The 12,332-nt window shown below is 34.3% G+C and carries 9 protein-coding genes and 1 pseudogene; 3 read left to right on the top strand and 7 right to left on the bottom strand.

Translation table 11 applies throughout. The features are described from left to right. Nucleotides 1-116 precede the first annotated feature (116 nt). Both C1H87_RS02860 and C1H87_RS02865 read left to right on the top strand, forming a co-directional pair. Nucleotides 117-1,685 carry an alpha-L-fucosidase gene (locus tag C1H87_RS02860; RefSeq protein WP_102754368.1) on the top strand — a complete coding sequence of 523 codons (1,569 nt, stop codon included), beginning with the start codon at nucleotides 117-119 and terminating at the stop codon, nucleotides 1,683-1,685. 248 nt (nucleotides 1,686-1,933) lie between these two features. Further along, on the top strand, nucleotides 1,934-3,643 hold the full coding sequence (locus C1H87_RS02865) for a hypothetical protein (RefSeq protein WP_102754369.1): 1,710 nt from the start codon (nucleotides 1,934-1,936) through the stop codon (nucleotides 3,641-3,643). A 180-nt stretch (nucleotides 3,644-3,823) separates the two neighbouring features. Here the strand turns inward: C1H87_RS02865 and C1H87_RS02870 are convergent, their stop codons facing one another. From C1H87_RS02870 to C1H87_RS02890, 5 genes are all read right to left on the bottom strand, one after another. Continuing rightward, nucleotides 3,824-4,669, bottom strand: coding sequence for a DUF4249 domain-containing protein (locus C1H87_RS02870; RefSeq protein WP_102754370.1), 846 nt, complete (start codon nucleotides 4,667-4,669; stop codon nucleotides 3,824-3,826). Between the two features lie 4 nt (nucleotides 4,670-4,673). Beyond that, nucleotides 4,674-7,040, bottom strand: a complete 2,367-nt coding sequence (locus C1H87_RS02875; protein ID WP_102754371.1) for a TonB-dependent receptor — start codon at nucleotides 7,038-7,040, stop codon at nucleotides 4,674-4,676. A 51-nt stretch (nucleotides 7,041-7,091) separates the two neighbouring features. Then, on the bottom strand, nucleotides 7,092-7,235 hold the full coding sequence (locus C1H87_RS02880; RefSeq protein ID WP_158655105.1) for a hypothetical protein: 144 nt from the start codon (nucleotides 7,233-7,235) through the stop codon (nucleotides 7,092-7,094). Nucleotides 7,236-7,378: 143 nt separating this feature from the next. Then, nucleotides 7,379-8,833: an amidase gene (locus tag C1H87_RS02885; protein WP_102754373.1), complete on the bottom strand. Its 1,455-nt coding sequence runs from the start codon at nucleotides 8,831-8,833 to the stop codon at nucleotides 7,379-7,381. Nucleotides 8,834-9,066: 233 nt separating this feature from the next. Beyond that, the gene (locus C1H87_RS02890) at nucleotides 9,067-10,197 is read right to left on the bottom strand and encodes a helix-turn-helix domain-containing protein (protein WP_102754374.1); all 1,131 of its coding nucleotides are present in this window, start codon (nucleotides 10,195-10,197) and stop codon (nucleotides 9,067-9,069) included. A 150-nt stretch (nucleotides 10,198-10,347) separates the two neighbouring features. Here C1H87_RS02890 and C1H87_RS02895 point away from each other — a divergent pair, with 150 nt between their 5' ends. Continuing rightward, nucleotides 10,348-11,442, top strand: a complete 1,095-nt coding sequence (locus C1H87_RS02895) for an adenylate/guanylate cyclase domain-containing protein (RefSeq protein WP_102754375.1) — start codon at nucleotides 10,348-10,350, stop codon at nucleotides 11,440-11,442. A 189-nt stretch (nucleotides 11,443-11,631) separates the two neighbouring features. On the opposite strand, the pseudogene C1H87_RS02900 reads toward C1H87_RS02895, so the two are convergent. Next, nucleotides 11,632-11,814: pseudogene (locus C1H87_RS02900) on the bottom strand (dihydrolipoyl dehydrogenase); the annotation flags it as partial. Nucleotides 11,815-11,845: 31 nt separating this feature from the next. Then, nucleotides 11,846-12,142 carry a DUF6520 family protein gene (locus tag C1H87_RS02905; protein WP_102754376.1) on the bottom strand — a complete coding sequence of 99 codons (297 nt, stop codon included), beginning with the start codon at nucleotides 12,140-12,142 and terminating at the stop codon, nucleotides 11,846-11,848. Nucleotides 12,143-12,332 lie beyond the last annotated feature (190 nt).

Genomic DNA, 12,332 nt, shown 5'->3' on the forward strand with positions numbered 1-12,332 from the left:
ATAAGCCCCCTTTAAACTTATGAGTAGACATGATATTTGTATATATTAAAAAGGAAACACATATATGTTTATTCATTTGTTTGCTTCCATCACCAAGCTAAAAAAATAGATAGTACATGAAAATAAATAAAGTTGTTATAGTATTTGGAATAGTTGCCATTTTAATGGGCTGTAAGGATATATCCAAAAATGCCACACAAGAATCAAAAAAAGAAACAGCTCCTTTGAAATTTGAGGAAAATTGGGAATCCCTTTCAAAAATAGAAATTCAACCAGAATGGTTTAAAGATGCCAAATTAGGGATCTATTTCCATTGGGGAGTCTATTCTGTACCAGCATTTGATAGCGAATGGTATCCAAGATGGATGTATTATCCAGATCGTGGAGAAAAATGGGGTGGAGAGGTTTTTGCACATCATCAAAAAACATACGGTGGCGTAGATAAATTTAACTATCACGATTTTATTCCCATGTTTAAAGCAGAACAATTTGATGCTGATAATTGGGCAAGCCTATTTAAAGATGCAGGTGCCAAATTTGCGGGACCGGTTGCACAACATCATGACGGTTTTGCTATGTGGGGTAGTAAAGTAAACCCATGGAACTCAAAGGATATGGGACCAAAGAAAGATATTACAAAAGAATTATTTCAAGCCCTTGGTAAAAAAAATATCAAAACCATCGCAACCTTTCACCATTCACGCTTGGGGCAAAAGTATGCCAAAGACTCCACCAATTGGGCTGGAAATGGACCAGATGTTGGCGTAGATAGCAATTATCCATATCATCCAGACTATATTACATCTACCACCGATCCAAAATTGAGAAAACTATATGGAAATATGGAAATTGATGAGTTTAATCAATATTGGCTCGACCAAATCAAGGAGGTCGTTGATGACTATGCTCCAGACATTATCTGGTTTGATTCATGGTTGGATCGTATTCCTGAAAATTACAGACAACAGATGGTTGCCCACCATTTTAATACTGCTGTAAATAGAAATCAAGAACCTTTGGTAATTCACAAACAGAAAGATTTGCCTTTATCCGTAAGTATCTTAGATGTAGAACAAGGCGGCAAAACCGAAATATCTGAAGACTACTGGATGACAGATATCACCATTAACCTTGACGGGGCTTGGAGCCATGTTGATGACAGAGACTACAAAGAACCATCTTTGGTTATTAGGAATATGATTGATGTATGGAGTAAAAAAGGAATTGTTCTTTTAAATATTTCACCAACTGCTGCAGGAGTTATTGATCAAGCACAACGTGATATTCTTAAAGCAATCGGGAAATGGATTGAGCGACATGAAGAAGCTGTTTATGAAACACGTGTGCATGCTACATACGGTTATGGAAATGCTAACACTGGGAAAGGAAATCATGGCGGACAATCAATTGTAGTAGAGTATAGTAAAAATGATATTCGTTTTACGACCTCTAAAGATGGTAATACAGTCTATACCTATATTTTAGGTCTCCCAGAAGCAAATTCAGACATACAACTCGAACATGTCTTCGATTCAAATAAAACAGCAACAATCAAAAATGTTTCCATTGTAGGTAGCAATGCACAATTAAAATGGTTGAGGAATGATGAAACACTTACAATTACTACGCCCCAAAGTTCTGATATGAATGAAATAGCCACCGTTATTAAATTGGAATTTAAATAACATGAAGGTTCTTAGCAACTTCATTGTATAAATGAAAACGTAAAACAAACAAGGGCTAAACACTAATAAATCAATATTTTCAATACAGCAAAAAAACAAAGAATGTATTAGGACACTATTTATATGAACAAGAATATTCTTTGAAAGAATTACGCTAAAAAACCAAATTATGTCTTTATCACCTTAAACACATTTAAAAGTTTAGTAAATTGTATGAATTAAATTCATGAAACACAAAACTTTACAAAATGAAAAAAGGTATTTTATTAATCATCTCTCTAAATCTATTTTTTTCTTGTAAAAAGACAAATGAACAACCCAAAGAATTTATTAGTAAAACTACTGTGTCATCCAAATATACCTGTGTACCACAAGTTACAGATGCAGAATGGTATAAAAAAGATAACATAGCGCCTCTTTTAGAAGGTTATGATGTTGTAAACTATCCCATTACCACTAAAAACACTTTAGTGCAACGTTATTTTAATCAAGGCATGACATTGGCTTATGGCTTTAATCATGCAGAAGCTGCTCGTTCTTTTTATTATGCCACAAAATTAGACCCGAATTGTGCTATGGCATTTTGGGGATATGCATATGTACTGGGACCAAACTACAATGCCGGAATGGAGGATGACAACTATGAACGTGCATACGAAGCCATACAAAAAGCAAAAGCACTATCTAAAAATGCCTCCGAAAAGGAAAAGCAATTTATTAACGCTATGGCGTTACGCTATGCTCCGGAACCTCCCGAAGATAGAACGACATTGGATACCAAATACTCTGAAGCCATGAAGGCTTTATACAGCCAATATCCTGAAGACACAGAAATTAGTGCTTTATACGCAGAATCGCTTATGAACTTGCATCCGTGGGACTTAAATGAAAAGGATGGTACGGAAAAACCATGGACTGTAGAAATAGTAGCGCTTTTGGAAAAACTAATAGCCCAAAACCCTAAACACCCCGGGGCGCACCACTTTTATATTCATGCTGTTGAGGCTTCCAGAACACCGGAGCGCTCTAACATATCTGCCAAAGCTTTTGATGATGGCCTGGTACCCGGTTCGGGACATTTACTGCATATGCCCTCACATACATACATAAGAACCGGCGAGTACCACAAAGGCACCCTGTCTAACATCGCGGCTGTTAAAGCAGATAGTGCTTATGTTACAACCTGCCATGCACAAGGCGCTTATCCACTCGCCTATTATCCGCATAATTATCATTTTATGGCTGCCACAGCAACACTCGAAGGGAATAGCCATTGGGCTATGGTTGGCGCCAATAAAGTATCGGAGCATGTACATCCCGAAATTATGAAACAACCAGGTTGGGGCACGTTACAACATTATTATACCATTCCTTATTATGTGGCAGTAAAATTTAAAAAATGGGATACTATTTTAAATATGAAACTAAAAAACTATGATTTAAAATATCCTAAAGCGATTAGACATTATGCTGAAGGTATGGCGCATTTAGGAAAAGGTAATTTAGATAACGCTAAAGCAGAATTATTAGAGCTTGAAACTTTGGCAAAAGACGAAACACTAAAAGAAGTTACCGTTTGGGATATTAACTCGGTTTATGACTTAGTTAAAATAGCCGAAAAAGTTTTAAAAGCTGAAATCTTAGCTCATGAAGGCGATCTTGAAACCAGTATTACGCTTTTAAAAGGGGCAGTAAAAATGGAAGATGCTTTAAATTATAACGAACCACCAGATTGGTTTTTCTCTATTCGTCATCATTTAGGACGTATTTATATACTTAACGGACAACAAAAAATGGCTATTAAATTATATCTTAAAGACCTTGAATATTTACCAAAAAACGGCTGGGCATATCATGGTCTAAAAATGGCTTATGACGGATTGGACGATAAGGAAAATACCGAGATTTATAACGAGCTTTTTAAAGCAAGTTGGAAACATGCCGATTTTGAACTATAATAAATTATTTAAATTTTCATAAAACAAAGAGGCTATCTAAAAAGGTAAATCATATGTTATATTGAGCTTGTCGAAATATCTTAAATAATTGATGATCAACATCGATTTCTATAAATTCAATTTGACAATATAACGACTAAAACCTTTTAGATAGCCTCTTTTTATTTCAATAACAGAAAACTATTGAAATGTATACGTTGTTTTTACAACCTGTGTTAACCTAAAATAACCAAAAGCATAGTTATCCGGATTAACAGTATTAACACAGTTTCCTCTTACAGGTACTGGTGTTGTACTAAAAAGACCAACTCCTTCAGATTGTTCTATAACAATACCTATATAGTTCGAAAATCCTTCAGAAATACCAAAAAAAGAAATATCCAAAATATCTCCAGGTTGAAAAGCTTCTTTCTTATCTGTTTCATCATCTTCTTCCTTTTCAAACCACCAAGGAATTCTTTTACCATTAGAGAATTCATCATCTCCATCTTCCAGTATAGGTAGCAAATCGCCTCGTCTGTGGGCCTTAAACAAATAGTAGTTCTCTTCTTCCACAGGGTCTGTAAAATAAATAGTAACTTCCAACTCTTCATCACTAAAACCATCATCAATAGACTGTGTTATCTCTTCAATATCTACAACTGATGTTAAAGTTTCATTCGCTGTATAGGTTTCTCCTTCATGAATCACTTCTAAGGTATAAGATTGACCAACTATAGGGATAAACTCAGTAGTTGTGTATGCTCCATTCCCTTGGTGCGTGAAGACAAATTCACTGCCATTGTCATCATTAGTAACTATAACCGAAGCATTAGTAACACCAGTATTAGTTGTAGTATCAAAGTAAGGTGTCGACTTACTTAATTTTATAGTTTGATCACTTCCGGTTGTTCCTTTTTCCCAATCGAGAGAAGCCTCAATAACTAATCTGCTTGGTGCATTTTGTAAATCCACATCAATAACATCGTCGCACGATGCTAACGATATTGTTAAAAAGAGTATTATTAGTTTAAAATATGTCTTCATTTTGTTAAAATTTAAAGTTGTAAGTTACTGATGGTACCAATCCAAAAATAGCTGTTCTTGTAGCTTCATTAATACCTAAATCCTCATTTTGAGTAAACGAAATTGAAGCTGCATTTTTTTGATTATATACATTATAAATTCCAAAAACCCATTCCCCTTTCCATCTATTATTCGGTTTTCTGTTGGGTCTGTATGTTGCCGAAACATCTAACCTGTGATACGCTGGTAATCTATCTGAATTTCTTGGAGAAAAACTTGCTACAGATATTCCTTCATATTGGTACTGACCGTTAGGATATGTTACCGGCCTTCCTGTTTGAAAAACCATATTACCTCCAAAAGTCCATTTATCATTTAACTCGTAAGCTCCGGTAATTGATATATCGTGTGTTCTATCGAAAGCAGAGTTATACCAGTCTCCATTATTAATTCCAGGTCCTCCCGCTATTCCTCCCAAGGTTCTTTGTTCTGCTTTAGATACGGTATACGATATCCATCCTGTAAACCTTCCTTCGTTTTTACGCAACAACAACTCCAGACCATAAGCTCTGGCTTCTCCGTTTAAGATTTCAGTTTCAATGGTATTCTGACCAATTAATTTAGACCCGTCTATATAATCTATTCTATTATCTGTTGTTTTATAATACCCTTCAATTTCCATAGAGTATTTCTTGTCATTAAAATTTCTAAAATAACCTAAGGCATATTGGTTCGACAATTGTGGTTTGATATACTTACCACTCGTAGTCCACACATCTAAAGGCGTTACCGATGTTGTATTTGACAGTAAGTGGATATATTGAGCCGATCTTGAAAAGCCTGCTTTAACAGATGATTTTTCACTTAATTGAAGTGCCAAGGATGCTCTCGGCTCCAGATTAGAAAAATCTTTAATGCTCTCTCCTTTTTTATAAAGCGTCTCTCCTATTTCGGTTCCTCGTTCGTAAATTCCTAAAAGACTGTTGTATACTACGGGTTGTCCATTAGCATAATCTGCCATAGCTTGCCCTCCTAAACGTCTAAAAGCACTAACCCTTACTCCGTATTGTGCCGTTAATTTATCTGTTATTTTATGCTCTGCATTAACATATAAACCGCTCTCGAAAGCTTTTTTTCTGTCTAGCGCCAAAGGATTTATAGGTGATGTTTCTGAGGTAGGACGTACCTGACCGGGATCAAAATCGTAGTAAATACCACTAACTCCAAAATCTAATTTAAACTTATCGCTTGCATAATATTTAAGATCATATTTTACATTGTAGTTATTAATTGATGAAATCCAATCGAATTCGTCACCAGTAATTTCCAAATCATAATCATACTTGCTGTAGATTAAAGATAAGTTTGAAAACAAACGATCATTAAAAATATGATTCCATCTTAAATTTCCTGAGATATTACCATAAGTACTCTTAAAGCTACTACCAAACTTAAACGCATCTCTTCCAAAATAGCCGGAAAGGTATAACTTATTATTACCTCCTAAACTATAATTGGTTTTAAGGTTTAAATCGTAAAAACCTAGTCTGTTCTCTTCATCTGCTGCTGCTAAAAACAGATTAACATAAGAGCTTCTACCTGCTACTAAAAACGAGCCTTTATCTTTAAACATAGGCCCCTCTACAGCAAGTCTACTGGAAATTAAACCAATACCTCCTGTTAAAGCAAGGCGTTTACTATTTCCATCCTTTTGACGTACATCTAATACAGACGATGTTCTACCTCCAAAACGAGCAGGGATACCACCTTTATACAATTTAATGTCTTTAATAGCATCTGCGTTAAATACCGAAAAGAATCCTAACATATGCGAAGTATTGTATATAATCGCTTCGTCCAATAACACCAGGTTTTGATCTACCGCTCCTCCTCTTACATGGAAACCGCTAGCACCTTCTCCATTTTTAGTAACACCCGGAAGCATTTGCAAAGACTTTACAATATCAACCTCTCCTAAAACCACCGGCATTTGCTTAACGGTTTTAATGTTTAACTTAGAAACACTCATTTCTGGTTTCTTAAGACTGGCACGTTCTGTTTCTTCTGCTACTACTACAACTTCGTCTAGTTTAGTTGATTGTTCTTTAATCTCAAAATTTATTTTTTGATTTGCATCCAAAGTAATTTCCTGACTCATATTTTCAAAGCCTATATATGAAACGACTAAAGTGTAAGTTCCTTTAGGGGCAGTAATTGAAAAGAATCCGTACTCATTAGTAATAGAGCCAATAGTGCTTCCTTTTAAAAATACCGAAGCTCCAAAAGCTGTTTCTCCGTTTTTCGCCTCCTTAACAACACCACTAACGGTATATTTCTCCTGGGCGGATAAAACTGCGGAGAATAACATAAATAGCAATACTAAATTTTTCATTTGTTTTTTTTGATTAATGATTGTTTTTGAGAATTTTGATATGATTTGTGATTAAGTAATATTTAATTCGGTTTTAAACGCATTATTCATACGTTTTACTAACATTTCTTTTTTAGCCTTTGTGTTTGTACTCCAGCCAAACCCTAAAAGCGGATTTAACGATTTAATTGATTGATTTTTGCTTGTGCTTCCCATTGTTTTATTAATTGATCTGTTCGTTTTTTTTATTATTGTTTTTTTTAGTTTTTCTGTCAAACTCTATGTATTGACACCTGAAATAATGAAAGGTTGCATAAATAGATTCTTTTTTTTCATTTTAACTTTTTTTTATAAAAACGTTATGCCTCAAACATGTCTGGTATTATAAACCCACTGGTAAATTGTTCTAATTCTTTAGCGATCTGTAACAACTTGTAATCGTGCCATTTCTGTCCGTGAATTTGAATACCTACCGGCAATCCTTTTTTGGTTATCCCGATTGGAATAACCACTATGGGATGTCCGGGAATAGTCGACGGAAAATTATATGGCACAAATGCTTTTGTATAAGGAATCTTCCATTTGTTAATTTCGAAAGGTGTTCCTGTTTTTTGATGCTTAAATGCTGGAGCCATGGAAACCGGTGTCATCCAAACATCATGTCTGCTAAAAAAGTCTGTAAAAGCATCAGACACATCATCTTTTAACTGTAATGCTTTTACATAACCACTCGAAGAGCTTTTGGCACCTTGCCGCATGCCTCTCGCCCATTGAGAATCTTTATATTTAAACTTTATAAACAAGTAAGCAATCAACCCCTTTAATGGCATCTGCTTCATGGTTGCCCCAAAATCGAATCCCGCTATTCTCCCCCAAAGGTTAATGAGTGCATTCGGACTATAGCTTGGTTTAGATTGAACCAGTTTGTGTTTTGATTGACGAACCTTATCTAAAAAAGACAGGTATACTTCATTATATTCTTTATCTAAAAATAAGCCGTCCAGCACTAAAGAATAGGCTATGTTTAGCTCTTCTCCGTTATATTGAGATTGTTTTAAAGCCACAGGTGGATTTTCCGAAAATTGCTGTTTATTGTTCCATAACACTTCCATAGCCAACATTAAATCGTCAACATTTCTAGCCAACGGACCATTACTTGTTAAATAACGACCAAAACGAGGCATCTTGGGGGTTTCCATATTACCCCGGTTGGGTAATGCTGATTCTGTTGTACGAATTCCACAAACGCCACAAAAATGCGCAGGCACTCTTATAGAACCGCCCGCATCTGTACCTAACTCCAATGCTGTAAAACCAGAAGCTAGTGCCGCAGCCGATCCTCCGGAGCTCCCACCTACTACATGATTAAGGTTATAAGGGTTATTGGTTTGACCAAACCACGGATTTGTAGATTGCCAATCTAGAGCATATAAAGCCAAATTCGTTTTTCCTATAATAATAGCTCCAGCTTTTTTTAACCGTGTTACTAATTCTGCATCGTTTACAACAATGTTGCCTTTTAGTTTCGGGTTTCCATTAGAAGTTATTAAACCTGCTACATTATAGGTATCCTTAACTGTTATTGGCAACCCATGTAACGGACCTAAGACCCCTCCTTTATTTAATAACTTATCCTTAAATCTCGCTTCTATAATAATGTCATTATAGTCTCTAATATCTGTTATGGCATTAATCGTTTTATTATGCCTTTCAATATGATTTAAAAACTGCTTTACAACTTCTACACATGAGATTTTTTTATCTCTTATGAGTTGTGTTATTTCTGTTGCGCTTTTAAAAATTATATGTATCATTATTATCGACTTTATTAAGCAAATGCCATACTATATCGCTTAAATCTTCGACAAAGATGCAACGCTTTTAAAGTGTACAAGGTTTAGGTATCAAGGATGAAAAAAGAAGAGGTATGCGCTTATAAGGAAGCACTCAAAAACCCTTATAAACATTAAGGTTTAAAGATTTTATTGATGTGTAAAAATTAAGGTATGAGTTTACAGGCAAATGCTATAAATTTTAGTTTTTATAACTAAGCGTTAAAAAATTCGGTAGGTGTTTTTCCGGTTTGTAGTTTAAAATGCTTGTTAAAAGTAGACTTGGTACTAAAACCACAATCGTAAGCCAAAGAAATCATGGTGTATTTCTTATTTTCAGGAAGTGATGCCAGCTCGATAAATGCATTAACCCGAAGCGCATTTATATAATTATAGAAGTTTTTGCCCTCCATTTCATTAATAACCTGCGATAAATGGTTAGGATGTACCTCCAGCTCTTTTGCAAACTCTACCAAGGTGAGTTCTTCATTTTTATAGATAGCATTCTCATTAACCAACCTATTTAATTTAGCATAAATCTGTGATGCCATATCCTCAGTTAAACCAGATTTTTCATATTTTCCAACTGGGGTTCTGGGTTTTGAATGCGCTTTGATAGCATCTTTTTTAACAGTGTTCCCAATATCTTCTTTTGAAGCTTGCTGCTCTAATACTTGAGTTGAATTAAAGATATTTAATTGATTAATCCCAAAAACGGCAATGCATAATACAAAAACCACAACTGCCAGATAAATAATATGGTTATCGAAAAAAGCTGAAAGTATCCAAATAAAAACAAATCCGAATGAAAGCAACCAAAGCCATTGTAATTCTTTTTTATCGGTATTTGAAAAATCATCCTGAATTTTTATCCTATACCTTTTTATCAAAACGATAGACCAAATAGAATAAGCCAATCCGGAAATTGCAATAACTAGGTTATTAGTTATTAAAAACCACTCAAACCCTACACCATCATTTTTATAAACATATAATTTTTCTGCATCCGGCAATAAATAAAACTCTGTAGCTAAAAGATAAATAGTAATAGTTGGCACAAAATGTAATAGTATTACCAAAATATTATTTAAAGGGTTTCCCGTTATCTCCCTTACATAGAAATACAAAAAGGCTCCAATAATTATGGGAATTCCAAAACTGGTTCCTAACCAGTTTGGATACTGATAAATCGTCTCACTAATATTAGCATAATTATATATTTGACTAATAGAAATAAATATTAGCCACAGTACCAAAATCTTATCCGCACGCGATTTATTCTTTTTTATTAATAAAAGAAGTGAAAGAAAAACAGCTATAAAAATCCCAACTATATAAATCACCATTTAAGTTTAAGCATTAAACAAAGTAACATAATATTTTGGTCTTTATTATGCTTCGTAGTAAATAAATAATGACCGGAAATCTAAATAAAATAACATAAACTACCTTAGTGTTTAAAGCCAAATAACTTCCTATTTTCCTATCTTTACCCTATGCAATTTCATCCGTTATACAAACGCTATTTCTGGCAGATTTTTACTTTCGGAATCATTTGGTTGTTTTTTGGTTTAACCTATGTTATGCTCGAGTATGGCATTTTGGGACAACTTACCATATATCCTGCAACAGGAAACAAATACAGTCCGCACAATTCAATAATTATGATTAGTAGTGGCAGTTTTTTGATAGGCTTGGTTCAGGGATGTGTTGAAGTTTTATGGCTCAAAGCATATTTTAAACATAAATCATTCTGGATCAAAATTTTATTCAAAAGCATTTTCTATACGCTTTTTGTTATTGTTTTTCTCATAGCGCTAACCCTTGTTTACAATTCATTTTTACACAAGGCTCCCATATTTTCGTCGGTTGTTATTGGCACCTTACTGGTGTTTATGAAGAAGTTCTCCTTTTGGAGCATCATATTATATTCAGGCATCATATTAGACATTTCTTTATTTTACTCGGAAATTAGAGACTATTTAGGTGAAAATGTCATGATTAACTACCTTGGCAAGTACCATAAACCCAAACAAGAAACACGTATATTTATGTTTCTGGATATGAAATCATCAACCACAATAGCAGAAAGCCTAGGTCATAAAGCATATTTTGAGCTTTTAAAAACCTATTATGCCGATATGACCAATGCTATTTTAGAAACTTCTGGCGAAGTATATCAATATGTTGGTGATGAAATTGTGGTTACCTGGAAAGAAAAGCCCGGGGTTTATAAAAACAACTGTATACATTGTTTTAGAAAAATTTCTGAAGCCATAAACAAAAAAAGAGATAAGTATATAGAACGATTTGGTTTAGTACCGGAGTTTAAAGCAGGTTACCACATTGGTATGGTTACAACCGGAGAAATAGGTGTTATTAAAAAAGACCTCATCCATACCGGCGATATTTTAAACACCTCGGCACGTATACAGGCAGAGTGCAATAAATTTAATTCTAAAGTGCTTATCTCGGAAGCGCTTTCAGAAAAACTAGTAGAAGACCATCGGTTTTCCTGTATTAAAATTGATAACTTATTACTTCGCGGGAAAAACCATCATATACAGTTGTATAAGGTGGTTTTTGATTAGTTAAGACACGAATACTAGTTAACCTTCTAATTAGAAAATAGGATCTAAAAAGACCAAAACAAATCCCTGCAAAAATTATTAATCCAATAATATCTATATGAATGGGAATACTTTACATATTCAAAAACAGCAATAAAAAAAGCGAACTCAATAGGTTCGCTTTCTTATTACTTTATATAAATTAATACATTACATATGCAGCGCTCTATCATCAGTAGCTGCTAAAGCTGCTTCTTTGATAGCCTCCGTAAATGTAGGATGCGCATGAGACATACGCGATACATCCTCAGCAGACGCTCTATATTCCATGGCCACAACTGCTTCTGCAATCATATATGCAGCACAGGTACCTATAATGAGGCTCCAACCTAAAACCTGGATCCTTCATTAATAATTACTGAGACTAAAAGGGTCGGAATAAAAGTACAGAACACCCAATATAACGATACAAGTCTTTTGTAACTAAATAAGGTGGCACAGGTTGCAATATTTGAGTTGTACAAATGGGGCCTACATAATCTACACCGCAATCTTCAGGTGGAAACGGTAATTGAAAGCAATGACCTGTATATTCTGTGTACCATGCAATTGGTATTACTTCTTCACTACTATTTTCATTAGAGCTAAAAGCAAAAGAAACCATAATAGCCAGTACTAATACAAATATTGGCAAAATAAGTTTTAAAAGTTTTGTTTTCATAATATAGACGTTTAAAGTTAATGACCTACTCTTTTTTACAGGTTTTCGGTCTTCTCCCTGACTGCAGTATATTTATCAAGTTATTTAATTTCTGTCTGTCGCACATAACTTGAAATTTCAAAGAAAAATCAATATTAATATCTATTTTAAAATAACTATTAAAATATAATCGTAAGGGATAAACACTTAT

The organism is Flavivirga eckloniae (genome assembly GCF_002886045.1).
GTDB classification, from domain to species: Bacteria; Bacteroidota; Bacteroidia; order Flavobacteriales; family Flavobacteriaceae; genus Flavivirga; species Flavivirga eckloniae.

What these genes read in the sequence shown, in the direction of transcription:
- C1H87_RS02860 (WP_102754368.1), top strand. Translation starts at nt 117, where the DNA reads ATGAAAATAAATAAAGTTGTTATAGTATTTGGAATAGTTGCCATTTTA.
- C1H87_RS02865 (WP_102754369.1), top strand. Translation starts at nt 1,934, where the DNA reads ATGAAAAAAGGTATTTTATTAATCATCTCTCTAAATCTATTTTTTTCT.
- C1H87_RS02870 (WP_102754370.1), bottom strand. Translation starts at nt 4,669, where the DNA reads ATGAAGACATATTTTAAACTAATAATACTCTTTTTAACAATATCGTTA.
- C1H87_RS02875 (WP_102754371.1), bottom strand. Translation starts at nt 7,040, where the DNA reads ATGAAAAATTTAGTATTGCTATTTATGTTATTCTCCGCAGTTTTATCC.
- C1H87_RS02880 (WP_158655105.1), bottom strand. Translation starts at nt 7,235, where the DNA reads ATGGGAAGCACAAGCAAAAATCAATCAATTAAATCGTTAAATCCGCTT.
- C1H87_RS02885 (WP_102754373.1), bottom strand. Translation starts at nt 8,833, where the DNA reads ATGATACATATAATTTTTAAAAGCGCAACAGAAATAACACAACTCATA.
- C1H87_RS02890 (WP_102754374.1), bottom strand. Translation starts at nt 10,197, where the DNA reads ATGGTGATTTATATAGTTGGGATTTTTATAGCTGTTTTTCTTTCACTT.
- C1H87_RS02895 (WP_102754375.1), top strand. Translation starts at nt 10,348, where the DNA reads ATGCAATTTCATCCGTTATACAAACGCTATTTCTGGCAGATTTTTACT.
- C1H87_RS02905 (WP_102754376.1), bottom strand. Translation starts at nt 12,142, where the DNA reads ATGAAAACAAAACTTTTAAAACTTATTTTGCCAATATTTGTATTAGTA.